The organism is Parabacteroides merdae ATCC 43184 (assembly GCF_025151215.1).
Taxonomy (GTDB): Bacteria; Bacteroidota; Bacteroidia; order Bacteroidales; family Tannerellaceae; genus Parabacteroides; species Parabacteroides merdae.
This window is the reverse complement of sequence record NZ_CP102286.1, coordinates 1,881,871-1,902,850: the sequence shown is the minus strand read 5'-3', so window position 1 is coordinate 1,902,850 and position 20,980 is coordinate 1,881,871. Positions and strand designations below refer to the sequence as shown.

General features: G+C 45.4%; 16 protein-coding genes and 1 pseudogene. 16 read left to right on the top strand and 1 reads right to left on the bottom strand.

The window, feature by feature from the left end:
* Positions 1–356 precede the first annotated feature (356 nt).
* Positions 357–590 (bottom strand): annotated as a pseudogene (locus NQ542_RS07860) (ATP-binding protein); the annotation flags it as partial.
* Positions 591–1,452: 862 nt separating this feature from the next.
* Here NQ542_RS07860 and NQ542_RS07855 point away from each other — a divergent pair.
* From NQ542_RS07855 to rho, 16 genes are all read left to right on the top strand, one after another.
* Positions 1,453–2,676 (top strand): 6-bladed beta-propeller, encoded by a 1,224-nt coding sequence (locus NQ542_RS07855; protein ID WP_005635336.1) that lies wholly within the window; start codon positions 1,453–1,455, stop codon positions 2,674–2,676.
* Entirely contained in the window at positions 2,673–3,284 is a 612-nt protein-coding gene (locus tag NQ542_RS07850; protein ID WP_005635335.1) for a hypothetical protein, read from the top strand. Before NQ542_RS07855 ends, NQ542_RS07850 begins: the two co-directional genes overlap by 4 nt.
* A gap of 1 nt (position 3,285) precedes the next feature.
* Positions 3,286–3,726 (top strand): hypothetical protein, encoded by a 441-nt coding sequence (locus NQ542_RS07845; RefSeq protein ID WP_005648678.1) that lies wholly within the window; start codon positions 3,286–3,288, stop codon positions 3,724–3,726.
* A complete protein-coding gene (lepB, locus tag NQ542_RS07840) occupies positions 3,714–4,385 on the top strand; it encodes a signal peptidase I (protein WP_005635332.1) in 672 nt (223 codons plus the stop codon). Before NQ542_RS07845 ends, lepB begins: the two co-directional genes overlap by 13 nt.
* Before the next feature lie 194 nt (positions 4,386–4,579).
* Positions 4,580–5,050, top strand: a complete 471-nt coding sequence (locus NQ542_RS07835) for a hypothetical protein (RefSeq protein WP_005648681.1) — start codon at positions 4,580–4,582, stop codon at positions 5,048–5,050.
* Between the two features lie 61 nt (positions 5,051–5,111).
* The gene (gene thrS / locus NQ542_RS07830; protein WP_005635329.1) at positions 5,112–7,067 is read left to right on the top strand and encodes a threonine--tRNA ligase; all 1,956 of its coding nucleotides are present in this window, start codon (positions 5,112–5,114) and stop codon (positions 7,065–7,067) included.
* A 33-nt stretch (positions 7,068–7,100) separates the two neighbouring features.
* Positions 7,101–7,715, top strand: coding sequence for a translation initiation factor IF-3 (infC, locus tag NQ542_RS07825; protein ID WP_005635327.1), 615 nt, complete (start codon positions 7,101–7,103; stop codon positions 7,713–7,715).
* Between the two features lie 59 nt (positions 7,716–7,774).
* A complete protein-coding gene (gene rpmI, locus NQ542_RS07820) occupies positions 7,775–7,972 on the top strand; it encodes a 50S ribosomal protein L35 (RefSeq protein WP_005635323.1) in 198 nt (65 codons plus the stop codon).
* A 106-nt stretch (positions 7,973–8,078) separates the two neighbouring features.
* Positions 8,079–8,423, top strand: a complete 345-nt coding sequence (gene rplT, locus NQ542_RS07815) for a 50S ribosomal protein L20 (RefSeq protein ID WP_005635321.1) — start codon at positions 8,079–8,081, stop codon at positions 8,421–8,423.
* 475 nt (positions 8,424–8,898) lie between these two features.
* Positions 8,899–11,073 carry a glycoside hydrolase family 20 protein gene (locus NQ542_RS07810; RefSeq protein WP_005635316.1) on the top strand — a complete coding sequence of 725 codons (2,175 nt, stop codon included), beginning with the start codon at positions 8,899–8,901 and terminating at the stop codon, positions 11,071–11,073.
* 44 nt (positions 11,074–11,117) lie between these two features.
* Positions 11,118–13,361, top strand: coding sequence for a GH92 family glycosyl hydrolase (locus tag NQ542_RS07805; protein ID WP_005635313.1), 2,244 nt, complete (start codon positions 11,118–11,120; stop codon positions 13,359–13,361).
* Positions 13,362–13,655: 294 nt separating this feature from the next.
* The gene (gene aspS / locus NQ542_RS07800) at positions 13,656–15,413 is read left to right on the top strand and encodes an aspartate--tRNA ligase (protein WP_005647227.1); all 1,758 of its coding nucleotides are present in this window, start codon (positions 13,656–13,658) and stop codon (positions 15,411–15,413) included.
* An 84-nt stretch (positions 15,414–15,497) separates the two neighbouring features.
* Positions 15,498–16,595 (top strand): Nif3-like dinuclear metal center hexameric protein, encoded by a 1,098-nt coding sequence (locus NQ542_RS07795; protein WP_005635307.1) that lies wholly within the window; start codon positions 15,498–15,500, stop codon positions 16,593–16,595.
* Between the two features lies 1 nt (position 16,596).
* Positions 16,597–17,361, top strand: a complete 765-nt coding sequence (locus NQ542_RS07790) for a zinc ribbon domain-containing protein (RefSeq protein ID WP_005635305.1) — start codon at positions 16,597–16,599, stop codon at positions 17,359–17,361.
* A gap of 4 nt (positions 17,362–17,365) precedes the next feature.
* Entirely contained in the window at positions 17,366–18,700 is a 1,335-nt protein-coding gene (tilS, locus tag NQ542_RS07785) for a tRNA lysidine(34) synthetase TilS (protein WP_005635304.1), read from the top strand.
* A 183-nt stretch (positions 18,701–18,883) separates the two neighbouring features.
* Positions 18,884–20,932 carry a transcription termination factor Rho gene (gene rho / locus NQ542_RS07780; protein ID WP_005635302.1) on the top strand — a complete coding sequence of 683 codons (2,049 nt, stop codon included), beginning with the start codon at positions 18,884–18,886 and terminating at the stop codon, positions 20,930–20,932.
* Positions 20,933–20,980 lie beyond the last annotated feature (48 nt).

Sequence of the window (20,980 nt, the reverse complement as noted above, 5' to 3'; positions counted from 1 at the left end):
GAATGCTTACGAATAAACTGCTTAAGGGTAAGTGTGTGTTATGATATCAAGGAGGTTACAGCAGCTGTAGAGAAAGTTGTGTTTTTCTATAATACCGAACACCTCACAATTGATGGCACCTCAGGAGGGTGTCACTCATACAGGTGAAATCAAGAAAGGATGGACCAGTTATAGAGATATTGCAATAAAAAATCTGCAACCAAAGAACATCATTACTATCAGATAAATAGTCTTATGTTACATAACATATCAAGATTATGCCCCATCACTTCCTGCACCGCTTCACTGCGTAATTCTATGTCTTTCCCTTTTTCCATATACAATTTGTAAATGATGATTTACCGGTAAATCATCATTTAATTGCCTAATTCCAACTGGTTCTTCACCAATTTGTAATATATTCCGCGTTTCGCCGTCAGTTCTTCGTGCGTCCCCTCCTCGGCTACCCGCCCTTTGTCCAGGACGACGATGTTGTCCGCATCCCTGACCGTGCTCAAACGGTGCGCCACCACGACCACCGTGCGGCCCCGGTAAAACCGGTGCAGGTGCTCCATGATCTCTTTCTCGTTGTTGGTGTCCAGGGCATTCTTTAAATTCTCCACCATTACAAATAGAAGTAACAGAACCGTCCTCTTTGTTAACCCGAAGCAGATAAGAATATACATCTTGCTTTGCTGTCAAAAACAAATATTCTTTTGTTTCTAAAATGTCCGATACAAATATACAACGAAAGTAACCGTTGTCCTTTGCCAGTATCATTTGCATCGAACTCACGTATATATTAACAAATTTTACACAAACAACAAATTCAAATTAAAATATTATCGCTTTTTTTGTAAAAAGAGCCAATCATAATAGTTATTGACCGAGAAAAAAGTGAATGAATAGATTAAAATAAGGAATCAAGTGAAGCTTGTGTTTGAGGTAATGAATTTTATGATTGAAATATAAGAGCCTGTTTAAATTTTGCATTTGTTGGTTGTGAGAGTTGTATTGAGGATGTTTTTCTGTAGGAGATGCCGTCTTTTTTGTTGAAACACGTGACTTATTTTGCTTCAAACAGTCAGAAAAAGTGCCGAAGATTCCCGTTTACAGGCTTTTTACACCCGGATGTGAACGGTCTTGACACCCGAGTGTGAATGATATCGAGACCCGGGTGTCAATGGGTTTATCTTATTATGTTATTGAAAATAAGTCATGTGAAGAAGAATCTTGGACAGGCGGTTAGTGATAGTATGATAGATGGAATAGGCATCCGTCATACCTACTATCATTGCTTGTGTCTATTGATATTCAATTGATAAAAGGAAATTAGTGATAGTATGACAGTTGTTTTTCAAAATAATCCTATAATGCAATAAAGCAGGCCGATGAGGGCTATGCAAAATTTATTTCAGAGAAATTTAAACAGGCTCTTATTAGTCGTAACTCTACTTTATAAAAATTCATATTATGAAAGCAAAGATTATTTTCTTAGGACTAATTACTTTATATTGTAGCTGCCAAGAAGCAATAAGAAAAGGACGACCTTTTCCTGAAGTAAATACAGATAGTGTAACGGTTATTCCAACCGATGAGGAACACGCGGAAGTAATAAAAGTATCGGATAATGTAAAAAGTAAAGTCTTATCTTCCGAACTAATAGAGGACTTCTATTACATTCCATTGGAAACGACTGATGAATCATTATTTGCATATTGCAATAACTTGGAGTTTTATGAGGATAAGATTTATTTGTTTGATAGATTGGGTGCGGAGAAATTGTTTATATTCGACAAATATGGCAAGTTCTTGAATTATGTAGGAGATAAGGGCGGTGCTTCCTACGAATTTTATGCTCCTAAAGCATTTGCCGTTAATAGGACTAATAAGCAATTTGTCATCTATGACAATCAAAAACGTAAATGGATGGTATTTACGGATAAGGGAGATTTTATTACTTCGTATGATGTTAACTTTAGAATGAAAAGTTGTTTTCAGATACTTCCAAATGGAGAATATGTCTCCTTTACTGATGCAGGCGACCGAAATTATCACTTAGGGAAATACGCTGATTATAAAGTTCTCTATACGGACACATTAGGCAGACTATTGAAAGCAGCTTACACCTTCCCCGAAAAAGTTTATACTACGATTGTTTATGATCCGTTAATTTGGGCAAATGATGAATTGTTGTATTTCTCGTTGTATAGGGATAAAGTATATACATTGAAAGATTCTATTTTTGAGATGAGATATAAATTCGATTATAGCGATTTCAGTCCGTTTAAAGAAAAAGACTTGGAGGCTTTCGAAAACTATGAGGACTTTTATCGGTATTGTTCTTCTCATACTTATTTATCCGGTTTTGCTGAAAACAGCACGCACCTATTTCTTAAAACTTCAAGTGAAGATGGGAAAGATTTTGTATCTTTTTACGACAAACGAAGTAAAAAAATGATCAGCTGGTATTACATTTATTACGATATGGATTTTGCCTTAGAATTTATGAATAATATATTCAGCTATAAAGACTATTTTGTGGCTTTAGTGGAACCGGAAACATTGAAAGGTTTAAAGAAGCATATAGAAACTACAACGCATTATCCGATGAAAGAGGAAAACCGGATAATGATAGAGAGCTTGAAAGAAGATGATAATATGGTGTTGGTATTCTTTAAAGTAAAGACGTTATGAAGAAAGTAAGTATAGCTAATATTATCATATCCATCATAATTGTCATTATAGCTGGTGTTTTATTCTACAATAATCGATACAATATAAGCAACGACATGGATAATACAGAGATGTATGTGATGTTAAGAAATATGGAAGTTAATGCCAATACACAATGGCAAGAATTTCCAGACAATAAAAAATTACAGAATGATAGTCTATCCTTATTTATAAGGAATTTAAAGACTCCTACTTTAATGCTTCGAATCAAGGAGACGAGTTGCCAATCATGTATATTCAATGAGTTGGATCGAGTTAGGGATTTAATAGAAAATGGTGTAAACTGTATTATCTTGACAACGTATAATAATCCTTCCATAGCAAGAAAAATTCTATGCACAAAAGGATGCAAAGACGTTACATTTTTTAATATATCCTATGATTGCATGTATGAATGGTATGTGGAACAATTAGAAGTTCCTTATTATTTTGTTTTACATCCGAATAAAAAGGCATCTGACTTTTTCTTACCGGAAAAGTCGAAACCTGATATAACGGATTCCTATATCAAAAGTATTGCTCGAATATGTTCGGTGAATGGAGTCTCAATTAACAATAAATACAAATAACATGAAAAGAACAAACTTACTACTCCTATCCCTTTGTGCGTTAGGATTGATATTTACCAGATGTGATTTCAACTGGAATTTTTCACGAAAATACACAATTGCCATAAAACAACCGGATCAAGCATATATTCAATCTGCTGAATTGGATTCTATCTGGAAATCAAGTTATGAATATGCCGTTTTAATTCCTGAAGATACTACTATAAGTACTTATTTTCATTTGATAGAAGCCTTGAACAGCAATCAGCCATATAATTGCACCAATACTCTTATTATTTGCCATACAAAGGATACGGCAAGCATGAAAGAGCTGGCTCCGGGCTATGCTTTATATATATCCGATTTCATAGCTAAAGAGGGTATGTGCAATAAATCTTGTTATTTTAACATACATAAAGATATAAATAAATATCAGATAGAAAAAATAAAATGCGAATTCTAAAAGGAACTATTCTACTGGTTTTCGTCTGTGTATTTATCCGTATCGCGGTTGGCAAGCCGTGTGTGGTTCCATCCGGTAGTATGGAACCCACTTTGCTTTGCGGAGATCGTTTATGGATAAATAAGTTGGCATACGGAGGACGACTCCCGAAACGTTGGGCAGATATTCCGTTGCTCAATGTATTCACATGGATTCGACCGCTCCGTATAGCAGATGAACAGAACCATTGGAAGTATTTCCGCTTGCCGGGTTTTACCCAGCCACAGTTGGGAGATATTGTGGTGTTCAACAGCCCTATGGATGAGCGCGTATGGCTGGTAAAACGTATCACCCATATTATACCACAAGGCGATACTTTAGCCATTAATAAAGAAACACTAAATTCTTATCGCTCTTTAATTATTCGGGAAGGAAGTTCTATTGCGAAATATCGGAATCGTATCTTCATCAATGGCAAATGCGATTCGCTTTATATTACAAAGCATACGTTCTACTTTATGGAAGGTGATAATCGGGATAATTCGCACGATAGCCGTTACTTCGGTTATATTTCGGAAGATGCAATCGTCGGAAAGTTCGATAGAGTGCTGTATTCCTTTGATTCGGATAAATGCGGTTGGAAATCGATTCGTTGGAAGAGGATATTTGAGAAGTTATAAACGAATATGTGAGTCTTCATTGGCATAAACATTCGAAATAGGCTATGTAAATAGAGGCTACTGATTGCTATGTGCCGGATACGGCGGAGCTATTAGCTGTTTTACGGCAATCGGGGTTTGAATTTGACCAGGCGATTCATTACCGGAAGCGGAATTTTCTACATGTATCACTAAAGAAAACCGGTACGAACCGGATGCAGGTACTTTTGCGTCTTTTGGTTCTGGTATTCCTGTTATCGGGGTGTGGGGGAAACCGGAAAAGCCAGAGGCGGGAGGTGGCGACTTCTATGGATTCTGTCCGATTTTCTTCATGTGAGACGAATTTGAGGAAAAGGGATATTCATTTGACCGATACGGCAGTGTGGAATTTGCACCGGGTTGTTTATTTCGCTCCGGACAGTACCGGTAGGCAATACCCGAAAACTGTCACCTCTTTGCAGATGGATTACCGGAGGGCACTGGCCGACACCGGGAAAGTGATGGTGCGAAAACAAGATGAATATGCCGGACAGCAGGTAAAAGTTGCCGAAATCCGGATGGAATCCAGCCGGAAAGCTCGTTCGCCAGTATACTTTATCTATGGAGGAATACTGTTGTTTGTCGTGGTCCTCTTTTTGTATAAAAGGTTGCGGAGCAGAAACTTTTTTCCTAAAAGTTCTGTTTAACAAAAAAAGAATGCTAAATTTGCATCCTGATTAATTTTTAGGAATTTATAGTGAACAGATTATGATAAAGATTACATTTCCGGATAATTCCGTAAAAGAATATGCCGAAGGAACGACTGCCATGCAGATTGCGGAAAGCATCAGTTCCCGTCTGGCACAGGAAGTTCTGGCTGCGAGCGTGAATGGTGAGATTTGGGACTTGACCCGTCCGATCAACCAGGATGCCGCCATCAAACTTTTCAAGTGGGAAGACGAGGAAGGTAAGCATGCATTCTGGCACTCCAGCGCTCACCTGATGGCTGAAGCTTTGCAGGAGTTATATCCCGGCATCAAGTTTGGTATCGGACCGGCTATTGAAAACGGGTTCTACTATGATGTGGATCCGGGTGAAGCAACAATCAAAGAAGGTGATTTCCCTGCTATCGAAGCAAAAATGCTCGAACTGGTAGCGAAGAAAGAGGAAATCAAACGTCAGGACATTTCGAAGGCAGATGCCCTGAAAATGTTCGGTGACAGAGGCGAAGAATATAAAACAGAACTTATCAGCGAATTGGAAGACGGTAAGATCACAACCTATACGCAGGGGGCGTTTACCGACCTGTGCCGTGGTCCGCACTTGCCGAACACTTCTTATCTGAAGGCTGTTAAAATAATGAGTGTTGCCGGTGCTTACTGGCGGGGTGACGAAAAGCGTAAACAGTTGGTTCGTCTGTATGGTATCACTTTCCCGAAGAAAAAGATGCTGGACGAATATCTGGCATTGATGGAAGAAGCCAAGAAACGTGACCATCGTAAGATTGGCAAAGAACTGGAGCTGTTTACGTTCTCTACGGCAGTGGGAGCAGGGCTTCCGTTGTGGTTGCCGCGTGGCACGCAGTTGCGCCTGAAACTGGAAGACTTCCTGAAACGTATCCAGAAGAAATATGGTTACCAGCAAGTGATGACTCCGCATATCGGTGGCAAGCAGTTGTATGTGACTTCCGGCCACTACGCTAAATACGGTAAGGATTCGTTCCAGCCGATCCATACTCCGCAGGAGGGTGAAGAGTTCTTGTTGAAGCCGATGAACTGCCCTCATCACTGTGAAATATTCAAATCGTTCCCGCGTTCATACAAGGACCTGCCTCTGCGTTTCGCGGAGTTCGGGACTGTGTACCGTTATGAACAAAGCGGCGAGCTGCACGGTTTGACAAGAGTACGTGGCTTTACGCAGGATGATGCCCACCTGTTCTGTCGTCCCGATCAGCTGAAAGACGAGTTTTTGAAGGTGATGGATATTATCTTTATCATCTTTAAGGCTTTGGATTTTGAAAACTTTGAAGCACAGATTTCTCTGCGCGACAAGGTAAACCGGGATAAATATATCGGTTCGGAAGAAAACTGGGAGAAAGCCGAAAGCGCAATTATCGAAGCTTGTCAGGAAAAAGGCCTGAAAGCCAAGATTGAATATGGCGAAGCTGCTTTCTACGGTCCTAAACTGGACTTTATGGTGAAAGATGCCATCGGCCGCCGTTGGCAGTTAGGTACGATCCAGGTTGACTATAACCTTCCGGAACGTTTCGAACTGGAATATACGGGTGAGGACAATAAGAAACACCGTCCTGTTATGATCCACCGTGCACCGTTCGGCTCTATGGAACGTTTCGTTGCCGTGCTGATCGAACATACGGGTGGTAAGTTCCCGCTGTGGCTGACTCCGGACCAGGTGGCGATCCTGCCGATCAGCGAGAAGTTCAACGATTATGCTTATGAGGTAAAACGTCAGCTCGAAGCCGAAGATCTGAGCGTTCTGGTTGATGACCGTAATGAGAAAATCGGTCGTAAGATCCGTGATACAGAATTGAAACGTATCCCTTATATGCTCATTGTTGGAGAGAAAGAAGCAGAAAATAATGAAGTTTCTGTAAGAAAACAGGGCGAAGGTGATAAAGGTTCGATGAAAATTACTACCTTTGCAGCGCTTTTGAAAGGTGAGGTAGAGGATCAGATGAATCACTGGAAGAAAGATAATAATTAATTAACTAATAACGAGGAGAATAAATCTTTTTGAATGAAGAATGACAGTCTGAAAGAACAGTATAGAATCAACGAACGTATTCGTGTTCGTGAAGTTCGTTTAGTAGGTGATAACGTAGAACAGGGAGTTTATCCTACTTCTCAGGCATTAAAGATGGCTGAAGATCAAGGGCTCGATCTGGTTGAAATTTCACCGAATGCTGCGCCCCCCGTTTGTAGAATTACTGATTATCAGAAATTCCTTTATCAGCAGAAGAAGCGCCAGAAGGAACAGAAGGCGAAATCTGTGAAAGTGATCGTGAAGGAGATCCGTTTCGGACCTCAGACAGATGATCATGATTACAACTTCAAGTTGAAACATGCCAAGGGATTTTTGGAAGAAGGAGCAAAAGTAAAAGCATATGTGTTCTTTAAAGGACGTTCCATTCTTTTCAAAGAGCAAGGAGAGGTATTGTTGCTTCGTTTTGCCAATGACTTGGAGGAATACGGAAAGGTAGAACAATTGCCGGTACTGGAAGGTAAACGTATGATCATCATGCTGACACCGAAGAAAGCCGGAGCTGCCGCCACTTCCAAACCTGCCGTTTCAAAACCGGTAGTGAAGAAGGTGGTCGTGACTCCCAAGCCCAAGACTGAAGAGTCTGAATGATAAGGAAAGAAACCACCCGCTAAAGGGTGTAAAGTTTAATAATTAAAATATATTGGAAAATGCCTAAGATGAAGACTAATTCCGGTGCCAAAAAAAGATTCGCTCTTACCGGAACAGGTAAAATCAAAAGAAAACACGCTTTTAAAAGTCACATTCTGACAAAGAAGACTACAAAGCAGAAGAGAAATCTTACTCACACAGGTTTGGTTGCCAGTGTGGACGTAAGCAACGTTAAGCAGTTGCTTGGTTTGAAGTAATCTTTTTTAATTAAGCGAGTTTTACAAGATTTTTATTAACCGAATGTATTTAGCAAATAAGATCATCCGATAGTGATGACGCTAACATTCAAAACAGATTAGTATTATGCCTAGATCAGTAAATCATGTTGCTTCAAGAGCAAAAAGAAAACGGATTTTAAAACTTACCCGTGGTTACTATGGTGCACGTAAGAACGTGTGGACCGTTGCTAAAAATACCTGGGAAAAAGGTTTGACTTATGCATTCCGTGACCGTCGTAACAAGAAACGTAACTTCCGTGCATTGTGGATTCAGCGTATCAATGCTGCCGCACGTCTGGAAGGAATGTCTTACTCTCGTCTGATGGGAGCTTTGCATGCAGCAGGTATCGAAATCAACCGTAAAGTTCTTGCCGACTTGGCTATGAACCATCCGGAAGCTTTCAAAGCAATCGTTGCTAAAGTGAAGTAATTGACATTATAGAGCAATTGGAAAAAGAGCTCCATTCAGGAGCTCTTTTTTTATGTCAAAAGTTTGGTGGTTTCATTCCTATTGCATATCTTTGTGATAAGAAAAATGAGTTAGCCGCACATGTTCGATTGGGAAACTCATCAGTTTATTTTAATTCCGAGACACAGCTCTTGTCGTCAATGGCGGGCCGCACCCTTCGGGGCATGCTTAGCACGGCGGATTACAAAGATGGCAAAGCACTCAAATCCTGTCATACGGAGTTTGTTCATATCTACGGTGCGGCTTTCTTTACATAGGAGGATATGTCAGAACAGGCATATCCTCTTTTTTTGTGCCCCGTCAAGCATAGTTTTAGACGGTGTAACGCTATGGGTTAGGGGAGCTAAAGCATCGCTTTTTGTTTGAAATAGGAGCTTGTCCGTTTTTTCTTCGTATATTTACCCTCCAAGAATTAAACACACTAAACTAAATATTTATGTTACTGCCAAAACAGTCTCGCAATTATGTAACCGGGCTGGCTGCCGCTTGCTCGTTGCTATTGATTGCCTGCTCTCCGGAGGAAGTCCGGCAGGTCAATCTTATTCCCAAACCGGAACAGATGACAATGACCGGAGGAACTTTCACGGTCGATAGTCTCGCGTTATTTGGCGGGCAATCTTCCCGGAATATCAAAACAGTGATCGATGAAGCCTGGTCCGGTAACCCGGAAGGTTATCAGTTGGATGTGACGCCGGGAGGAATCGACCTGCGTGCCGGTTCGCCGGACGGTCTGTTCTATGGGATGCAGACGTTACGCCAACTCTATGCCGGAGGAGAGGTCCCATGTGTTTCGATCCGGGATAATCCTCGTTTTGGGTATCGGGGATTGCATCTGGATGTATCCCGTCATTTCTTCTCCAAAGAGGAAGTGATGAAATTGCTGGATGTGATGTCTTTTTACAAGCTGAACACCTTGCATATGCATCTGACGGATGCCGGAGGATGGCGTATCGAGATAGACAAATATCCGAAACTTACTTCTGAAACGGCCTTCCGCACCGAATCTGATTGGCGGAAGTGGTGGGACGGCCGCGACCGTAAGTATCTGCCGGAAGGGACGCCGGGTGCTTACGGCGGTTACTATACGAAGGAGGACATCCGGGAGATCGTGAAACATGCGGCTTCCAAACATATAAACATAATACCGGAGATCGAATTTCCGGGGCATTCGGAAGAGGTCCTGATGGCCTATCCTGAACTGAGCTGTTCGGGAAAGCCTTACCAGAACGGCGATTTTTGTATCGGTAACGAGCAGTCGTTTACATTCATGGAAGACGTATTGGCGGAGGTGATCGATCTTTTCCCGTCCGAATATATCCATGTCGGTGGCGATGAAGCCGGGAAGTCCGCCTGGAAGAAATGTCCGAAATGCCAGGCTTTGATGAAGGAAAAAGGAATGAAGAACGTGGACGAGCTTCAGAGTTACATGATTCACAGGGCTGAGGAGTTTCTGAATTCGAAAGATCGCAAGCTGATCGGTTGGGATGAGATCTTGGAAGGCGGTCTGGCTCCCGAAGCAACCGTCATGTCATGGCGGGGAGAAGACGGTGGAATCAAATCGGCACGGATGGGGCATGATGTGGTGATGACACCGGGCAATTATATGTATTTGGATTTCTATCAGGCCGATCCGAAGACACAGCCGTATGCCATCGGCGGCTATACGCCGATAAAGAAAGTGTATAGCTATGATCCCGTCCCGGCGGATTCGTTGACGGCAGAGGAATGCCGGCATATTTTGGGGGTGCAGGCCAATACCTGGACCGAATATATCCAGACACCCGAACATCTGGAATATATGATGTTCCCGCGTGCCCTTGCTGTGGCCGAGATCGGATGGACGCCGCAGGAATTACGGACATGGGAGGATTTCAAACCTCGCATGAATGCGCATATTTCCAAATTGCAGGGAATGGGGATCCGTACTTTTACCCTTTCGGACGAATTGGAAGTGACCATGCAGGTCGATACGGCAGGCAGAGAGATAGAAGTCATACTGGATGCCGAGAAATACCCGGCGGAAATCCGCTACACGACGGACGGTTCCGTTCCGGTGGCATCTTCCGCCCTTTATGCCGGGCCGATAACCGTGCAAGATTCCGCCCATATCAAAGCCGCTATTTTCCGGGACGGTGTGCTTCAGGGGACACCGACGGAAAAGAAAGTGGATTATCATCGGGCCATCAATAAGCCTATACATTATAATAGTAAGCTCTACGAAGGCTATATGGCCGGAGGAACGAACGCCCTGTTGGACGGCTATCGGGGCGGTCTGACTTATCTGGACGGACGTTGGCAAGGTTATTTGGATGACCTGGACTGTGTGATCGATATGGAAGAGGATACGGATATCCATAAAGTGTCCATTCGTTTCATGCAATTGATCGGTCCGGGGGTGTTCCAGCCCGGACAAGTGGAGTTGTTGACTTCGGAAGATGGTGAAAACTTTATTTCCCGCGGGATTGTTCCGACAACGGTTCCGGCTGATGATCCGGACCTCCTGTTCCAAGAATATACGTTCGACGGTAACTGGAAAACCCGTTATATCCGTTTGAAAGCGCCGAGGGCGAATCCCGGTTTTATTTTTGCGGATGAGATCGTTGTTTGGTGAATTAAAAATTAAGAATTAAGAATTAAAAAATAAGAGTTGGTGTTATGAAGATGGTGTTGTTTTCTTTTTTATTGGGTTGCTGTTCTTTGCTGGTTTCCGCGCAACAGCCGGTAGATTATGTGAATCCGTTTATCGGGACAAGCAACTACGGGACGACCAATCCCGGTGCGATTTGCCCCCAGGGAATGATGAGTGTTACCCCCTTCAATGTGATGGGGTCGAAAAGTAATAAGTTTGATAAGGACAGCCAGTGGTGGTCCACGCCTTATTCGGCGGATAATAATTTCTTCACCGGTTATGCGCACGTCAATCTGAGCGGTGTCGGTTGTCCGGAGATGGGAAGCCTGTTGTTGATGCCTACCTCCGGGGAGCTGAATGTGGATTATCACGCATACGGCAGCGAATACAAGAACGAGGTGGCCCATCCCGGCTATTACAGTAATATCCTGACGAAATATGACATCAAGACGGAAGCTACCGCCTCCATGCGTACCGGCCTGACACGTTTTACTTTCCCGAAAGGGCAGGGGAATATCCTCTTGAATTTGGGTGAGGGGCTGACGAATGAAACCGGTGCGACCGTTCGTATGGTGAGCGATACGGAGATAGAGGGAAGCAAGCTGCTCGGTACGTTCTGCTATAACCCGCAGGCTGTTTTCCCGATCTATTTCGTGATGAAGCTCAGCAAAGCCCCCAAGCAGGCCGGCTACTGGAAGAAACAACGCGAGATGAAGGGAGTGGAAGCCGAATGGGATGCCTATTCCGGCAAATATAAATTGTACACGAAGTATGACCGTGAGATGAGCGGTGACGACATCGGCGTCTGGTTCAAGTATGATACCGAAGAAGACGAAGTGATCGAAGTAAAGATGGGTGTCTCGTTTGTCAGCATCGAAAATGCCCGCCTGAATATGAACACCGAACAGCCGGATTTCAATTTCGACAAAGTGCGTGCGGCAGCCGGCAAGATGTGGAACGACGATCTGTCGCGTGTGATGGTGGAAGGCGGGACGAACGACGATAAGACGATTTTCTATACCGCCATATACCACCTGCTGATCCATCCGAACATCATCCAGGACGTGAATGGCGAATATCCGATGATGGAAAGCCTGAAAGTCGGCCATACTACCGGAAACCGCTATACGGTCTTTTCGCTCTGGGACACCTACCGCAATGTCAGCACATTGATGACATTGCTCTATCCCGAAAAACAGCTCGACATCATCCGCACCATGATCGACATGTACAAGGAAAGCGGATGGCTTCCGAAGTGGGAACTGTACGGACGCGAGACACTGACGATGGAAGGCGATCCGTCTATCCCTTATATCGTGGATGCTTATATGCGCGGTTTGCGCGATTACGATATCGAGACTGCCTACGAAGGGATGTGCAAGGGCGCTACTACTCCCGGAGAGTTCAACCTGCTCCGCCCGGACAATAACGACTATATGAGCAAAGGCTACGTCCCCTTGCGCGAACAGTATGATAATTCGGTTTCGCATGCCTTGGAATATTATATCGCCGACTGGAATCTCTCGTTGTTGGCAGATGCGTTGGGAAAGAAGGAAGACGCTAAGCTGTTTCGTGAGCGGGCTATGGGGTATAAGCATTACTATTGCAAGGAGTTCGGTACGCTTCGTCCCATCCTGCCCGACGGCACGTTCTATTCCCCTTTCGATCCGAAACAGGGGGAGAACTTCGAGCCGAGCCCCGGTTTCCATGAAGGAAACGCCTGGAACTACACGTTCTATGTCCCCCATGACATCAAAGGCCTTGCCAAACTGATGGGCGGTCAGAAGAAGTTTGTCGATAAGTTGCAGATGGTCTTCGACAAAGGGTACTACGATATGGCAAACGAGCCGGATATCGCCTATCCGTACCTCTTCAGCTATTTCAAGGGAGAGGCTTGGCGTACGCAGAAGCTGGTCTGCGAACTGTTGGGCAAATATTATCACAATGCCCCGAACGGGCTTCCGGGTAACGACGATACGGGTACGATGTCTACCTGGGCGATCTTCTCGATGATGGGATTCTATCCGGCCTGTCCCGGTGACCTGGATTATGTTGTGACTTCTCCGACCTTCAACAAGGTGACGATCCGGCTGGACGAGAAGTTCTATCCGAAAGGCGAATTGGTGATCGAGTCCGCCCGCAAAACCCCGGAAGATATTTATATCAAAGAGGTGACAGCCGGCGGGAAGAAGCTGAAAGGGTATACGATTTCGCAAGACGAACTGGTGAATGCCGGGACATTGCGCTTCACGCTGGAAAACAAGCATTGATTTCCCCTCTCAATTTTATTTGAAATGGCATTTAAACGTTGAAAAACGGTTTCAAATTTTCTTGAAGCCGTTTTTCACTATTGAATCTCCGTTTCAATATTTCTTGAAGTGCCTTTTTAATGGTGAAAAACCGTTTCAAGAAAAATGGAGATGGGTTTCACCATTGAAAAATGGCTTCAAGAAAATTAGAAACGACTTTTCAACGTTTAAATGCCATTTCAAATATTCTTGAGACCTATAAATTATTATCTTTGCACACGTAAAAAAGAAAAACAGTTTAATCCATATTATATAATGTATAGAACAAGAACATGTGGCGACCTGCGCCTTGCCGATGAAGGCTTGGTGATTACGCTGGCCGGCTGGGTACAGAAAACCCGTAAGATGGGTGGCATGACGTTCGTGGATATCCGCGACCGTTACGGTATTACGCAATTGGTGTTTAACCAGGAAGTGGATGCCGCTCTTTGTGAGAAAGCAAATAAGCTGGGACGCGAATATGTTATCCAGGTGACGGGAACCGTTCGCGAACGTTCCAGCAAAAACCCGAATATCCCTACCGGTGAGATCGAAATCATCGTTTCGGAACTGAATGTCCTGAATGCTGCCGTGACTCCTCCTTTCACGATTGAAGACGATACGGACGGGGGGGACGACCTGCGTATGAAATACCGTTATCTGGATTTGCGCCGCAACGCCGTCCGCAAGAACCTGGAACTGCGTCATCGTATGGCTTTCGAGGTGCGTAACTATCTGGACAAGCAAGGATTCCTGGAAGTCGAAACTCCGGTGCTGGTAAACTCGACGCCTGAGGGGGCGCGTGACTTTGTCGTGCCTTCCCGTATGAATCCCGGACAGTTCTACGCTTTGCCTCAGTCTCCGCAGACGTTGAAGCAGTTGTTGATGGTTTCCGGTTTCGACCGTTATTTCCAGATCGTGAAATGTTTCCGTGACGAAGACCTGCGTGCGGACCGCCAGCCCGAATTTACACAGATCGACTGCGAAATGAGCTTTGTGGAACAGGAAGACGTGCTGAACATTTTCGAAGGAATGGCCAAGCATCTGTTCAAGGTGATCCGGGGCATCGATATAAAAGAAGCTTTCCCGCGTATCAGTTGGCACGATGCCATGAAATATTACGGAAGCGACAAGCCGGACCTGCGTTTCGATATGAAGTTCGTCGAACTGATGGACATCATGAAGGGACACGGTTTCTCCGTATTCGATAATGCTGCTTATGTCGGCGGTATCTGTGCGGAAGGGGCGGCTTCTTATACGCGCAAGCAGCTGGATGCGCTGACCGAGTTTGTGAAACGTCCGCAGATCGGTGCAAAGGGCATGGTATATGCCCGTGTGGAGGCAGACGGCAATGTGAAGTCGAGCGTGGATAAATTCTATACCCAGGAAGTATTGCAGCAGATGAAAGAGGCCTTCGGCGCAAAACCGGGCGACCTGATTCTGATCCTTTCCGGCGACGATGCGATGAAGACGCGCAAACAACTTTGCGAATTGCGTCTGGAAGTGGCCGGTCAGTTGGGTTTGCGTGACAAGAACAAGTTCGCCTGCCTGTGGGTGATCGACTTCCCGCTGTTCGAGTGGAGCGAAGAAGACCAGCGCTTCTATGCAATGCACCATCCGTTTACTTCTCCCAAACCCGAAGATATTCCTTTGCTGGACAGCGATACGGGAGCCGTCCGTGCGAATGCATACGACATGGTGATCAATGGTGTCGAAGTGGGTGGCGGTTCCATCCGTATCCACGACAGCAAGTTGCAGGATAAGATGTTCCAGTTGCTGGGCTTCACCGAAGAAAAGGCACAGGAGCGTTTCGGCTTCCTGATGAATGCCTTCAAATATGGTGCGCCTCCTCACGGTGGTCTGGCTTACGGTCTGGACCGTTGGGTCTCTTTGTTTGCCGGCCTCGATTCTATCCGTGACTGTATCGCGTTCCCGAAAAACAACTCCGGTCGCGATGTCATGCTGGATGCGCCCGGACAACTGGATGATTCGCAGTTGGAAGAATTATGCCTGAAAGTAGATATTAAGGAGTAATATACCGATAGGTCGATTTGCCGGTATGCTGGTGAATGGTTCACTGGCCTATTGGCAAATTGATTTATTTATAAATTATTGATTATGTTAAGGGTTAAGGATATACTGAAAGAAATCGAACAATACGCTCCGTTGCCATTGCAGGAGAGCTTTGACAATGCAGGTGTGCAGGTAGGCGATGTGAATCAGCCGGCTACCGGTGCGCTTCTTTGCCTCGACGTCACCGGAGAGGTGGTGGACGAGGCGATAGAGATGGGGTGTAATCTGATTGTCTCTCATCATCCTTTGGCCTTTAAAGCCTTCAAATCCCTGACCGGTTCGACCTATATCGAGCGGTGCATGATGAAGGCCTGCAAGTATGACTTGGTGATCTATGCCGCCCATACCAATCTCGATAATGCGGCGGGAGGCGTGAACTTCCGTCTGGCGGAACTGATCGGGCTGGAAAATGTCCGTGTCCTGAGCCCCCAGAAAGGTGCTTTGCTGAAGCTGGTCACTTTCGTGCCGGAGGCCTATGCCGATTTGGTGAGGACGACCTTGTTCAATGCGGGAGCCGGAGCGATAGGCGGCTATGATTCCTGTAGCTTCAGCCTGCCGGGGAGCGGGACTTTCCGTGCCGGCGAAGGGACGAACCCGTTCTGTGGCGAAATAGGCGAGTTGCATGTGGAGTCGGAAATCCGTATCGAAACGATATTGCCCGCTTTCCGTAAGTCGACGGTGACGCGTGCGTTGCTTTCCGTCCATCCTTATGAAGAACCGGTATTCGATTTCTATCCTTTGGATAATGCCTGGAACCAGGTCGGTTCGGGGGTAGTCGGAGAGTTGCCCGAAGAAGAGAGTGAATTGGGCTTCCTGCAACGGATCAAGGAACTGTTCCAGGTGGGGTGCGTGAAGCATTCCGCCCTGACCGGCAAGCCGATACGCGAAGTCGCTTTATGCGGGGGGAGCGGCGCTTTCCTGATCAAAGACGCAATCAGTTACGGTGCGGACGTTTTCATTACGGGGGAGGCTAAATATAATGACTTTTACGATGTGGAAGACCGGATTCTGCTGGCGGTTATTGGTCATTATGAAAGTGAAGTCTGTACAAAAGATATCTTTTATAACATAATATCGAAAAAATTCCCTACCTTTGCGGTACATTTTTCGAATGTTAATTCAAACCCGGTAAAATATTTATAGAATGGCTACAGATAAACAATCAGCTGAAAAAGAGATTACAGTTGAAGAAAAGCTTTCTACGCTGTATCAGCTTCAGACGATGATGACTGAAATTGATAAGATCAAGACACTTCGCGGCGAACTTCCCTTGGAAGTACAGGACCTGGAAGATGAGATCGCTGGTCTGGAAACACGTCTTCAGAACTATCAGTCAGAAATTAAAGACTTTGAGAATGCTGTTGTAGAACAGAAACATAAGATTACGGAGTCAACCGGTCTGATTGAAAAATATAAAGCGCAGTTGGATAACGTGCGTAACAACCGTGAGTTCGACAACTTGTCAAAAGAAATAGAATTCCAGGGACTTGAAATCGAGTTCTCTGAAAAGAAGATTCGTGAATTCGGTGAAGCGATCAACCGTAAGAAGGAAGAGATCGCCGAACTGTCCGAAAGACTGGAAGGCCGTAAGGCTGATTTGGTTCAAAAGCAGGGCGAACTGGAGCAGATCATTTCCGAAACCAAGCAGGACGAAGAGAAACTGCGCGAAAAAGCAAAGAAACTGGAAGCGAATATCGAACCGCGCCTCTTGACTGCTTTCAAACGTATCCGCAAGGGGGCACGTAACGGCTTGGCTGTCGTATATGTACAGCGTGGTGCCTGCGGTGGTTGTTTCAACAAGATTCCGCCCCAGAAACAGTTGGATATCAAGTTGCGTAAGAAAGTGATCGTTTGCGAATACTGTGGTCGTATCATGATCGACCCTGAATTGGCAGGCATAGAAGAATAATCGGATGCGCGACGTTGTCCGTGCATATATAGAGAAATATCGGTTGCTTACGGAAAACCGTCCGGTTCTGGTCGGTGTAAGTGGCGGAGCAGATTCAATAGCCCTACTCACCATTTTGGTGGAGTCGGGCTATTCCTGTATTGCGGCGCATTGTAATTTTCATTTGCGGGGAGACGAATCCCTGCGTGACGAACAGTTTGTAAGGGAGTATGCCCGAAAACTGGATGTCCCTTTCCTGATGACGGACTTCGATACCCGGAAATATGCAGCCGACCGGCATCTCTCCATTGAAATGGCTGCCCGCGAGTTGCGCTATGGCTGGTTCGAAGAGCAACGGGCTGCAACCGGGGCGCAGGCTGTCGCTGTGGCTCATCATCGTGACGACAGTGTGGAAACGCTTTTGATGAATCTGGTACGTGGGACCGGCATCAGGGGAATGAGCGGGATTCGTCCGAGGAACGGTTTCGTGGTGCGCCCTTTGCTTGCCGTGAGCCGTGAGGATATCTTGGAGTGGCTTGCCGGACGCGGTTTGACGTATGTGACCGACAGTACCAACCTTTCCGATGCTTATACGCGCAATTTTATCCGCCTGCGTGTCCTTCCGCTTCTGGAGGAAATCAATCCTTCCGTGAAGGATGCGATCGCCCGTACGTCCGAACATCTGTCGGCAGCCGAAGCCGTTTATCTGCATGTGGTGGAAGAGGCGAGGAATGCTGTGGTCGAGCAAGGGGACCGCCTTTCGATTGCCGCCTTGATGCGTTACCCGTCGCCCGATGCTATTTTATACGAGTTACTCAAAACCTATGGCTTTACTCGTCCGGTGGCGGAGGATGTTTATTTGTCCCTGACGAAAGAATCGGGCAAAACCTTTTTCTCTTCTACGCACCGGTTGATAAAAGATCGGGACTATTTATTGTTATCTCCCCTTGTAAAAGAAGAGGTCCGTGAATATACACTGACCGGTGGCGAGAAAGTTTGGTCCGGTCCTGTCGAACTTTCTTTCGAGAAGATTGTTATTAAGGAAGATTTCCATATCCGGAAAGATAAAAATATCGCTTATTTCGATTACGACAAACTGACTTTTCCGCTTACCCTGCGTACATGGAAAGAAGGAGATTGGTTTATTCCTTTTGGCATGAAAGGGCGGAAGAAATTAAGCGATTATTTCTCGGATCATAAATTCAGCCGTTTAGATAAGGAACGGACGTGGCTTTTATGCAGCGGAGGCGCTGTTATCTGGATTGTAGGAGAACGTTCCGATAATCGTTTTTGCCTGGACAAAACAACTAAAAGTGTGTTAGTTGTGAATTTTTTTCCGACAAAAAGCGAGAGTAACTGAAAATATTATTACATTTGCAAAGATTTACTCCGCAGATGTGTTACTAATGATTCAAATTAGCTCAACAATCCGGTTTTCACATGAAATTATTAATTATCAAATTATAAAAGATACAATGATTGCGTTGTACGCGTGCCGTGTCCGGTCGTGTAAGTACGTCGTTTTTATTATTCACTTCGCATTATGCAAAAATATAACATTCTAGAACTAAATGAAAAACTCCTTCCTGAGTTGCAAAGTATAGCGGAAGAGTTAGGTATTAAAAAAGTAAGTTCCCTTAAGAAAGAGGAACTTGTATACAGAATTCTTGACGAACAGGCCATTTCATACGCCGGCATCCAGGCTGAAAAGGAGAAAGAAAAGGAAGCAAAGAAAGCAGAAAGGCAGACTAAGGCTAAGAAAACAAAAGCTGCGGCTCCGAAAGGCGCAAAAGCTGATGCCAAAACGAAAGTCGCTGCTCCCGCCACACCCGTTGAAGCTTCGGTAGAAGAGGTCGCTCCGGAAGCTCCAGAACAGCCCGAACGTAAAAGACGGACTCGTATTGACAAGAAAGAAAAAGTGGCCGCGGCTGTTGTTCCTGTCCAGAAAAACGAAGAGGCAGCCGTTTCCAAAAGTCCGGTTTCAGCCAATGCCCCTGTATCCGAAACTCTTGTCCAGGTAGCTGATGCTACGGCCGACGTCCCTGCCGAAACGGTAAAACCGGCAGCAAAGAAAGTGGTTAAGAAGACTGACAAGCCTGTAGAGAAACCGTTGCTTCCTCCTGTTGTCGTGGAATCGGATAACGGAGAGCTTCCGGCCGAAATCGCTCCCGAAGTAACGGAAGAACCGGCTGTCGTGGAAACTCCTGCCGCTTCGACTCCGGCAGACGAACCTAAACGTGTGGTATTCCGCCATCCGGACACCAAATCAGTTCTCGATCAACTTTTCCCATTCTCTTCCACACCTGCAAAACCGGAACCGAAAGCGCGGGAAGAACAACCTGCAGCCGCCCAGCAGCAGAACAATCCTCGCCAGAATAACAACAGACAGAACAACCAGAATAATCATAACAACCAGCGCAACAACAATAATAACAATGCTGTGCAGGAAAAACAGTATGAGTTTGACGGTATACTGACAGGTGTCGGTGTGCTGGAAATGATGCCTGACGGATATGGTTTCTTGCGTTCTTCCGATTATAACTACCTGACTTCCCCGGATGATATTTACGTATCGCAGTCGCAGATCAAGCTGTTCGGCCTGAAGACCGGCGACGTGGTGGAGGGGGCTATCCGTCCTCCGAAGGAAGGTGAAAAATATTTCCCGCTTGTCAAAGTGGACAAGATCAACGGCCGTACGCCTGAAGAAGTCCGTGACCGTGTTCCTTTCGATCATCTGACTCCGCTTTTCCCGGACGAAAAATTCATGTTGACGGCCCGCAAGTCTTCGAAAGTATATGATAATATCGCCGTACGTGTAGTAGATCTGTTCTCGCCGATCGGCAAGGGGCAGCGTGGTCTGATCGTGGCACAGCCGAAGACCGGTAAGACGATGCTGTTGAAGGATATCGCCAATGCGATCGCAGCCAACCATCCTGAAGTGTATATGATTATCCTGCTGATCGACGAACGTCCTGAGGAGGTGACCGATATGGCCCGTAGCGTAGATGCCGAAGTGATTGCTTCTACTTTCGACGAACCGGCTGAACGCCATGTGAAAATTGCCGAAATCGTATTGAATAAGGCTAAACGTATGGTGGAATGTGGACATGATGTCGTGATCCTGTTAGACTCTATCACACGTCTGGCTCGTGCTTACAATACGGTTCAGCCGGCTTCCGGTAAAGTGCTCTCCGGTGGTGTGGATGCGAACGCATTGCAGAAACCGAAACGTTTCTTCGGGGCTGCCCGTAACATCGAAAACGGCGGCAGCTTGACGATCCTGGCAACGGCATTGACTGAAACCGGTTCGAAGATGGACGATGTGATCTTTGAAGAATTCAAAGGTACGGGTAATATGGAATTGCAGTTGGATCGCAAGCTGGCAAACAAACGTGTTTATCCGGCTGTCGATATCACAGCGTCCAGCACGCGCCGCGACGACCTGTTGCAGGATGAAAACACCGTGAACCGTATGTGGATCCTGCGTAAGTACCTGGCCGATATGAACTCTATGGAGGCTATGGAATTTGTCAAGAAGCGCATGGAACAGACATTCGATAATATGGAGTTCCTGGCTTCGATGAACGGATAAGTTAGGGGATTCTCGATATTGATAAAAACGCAGATCGGGCCCGGCCTG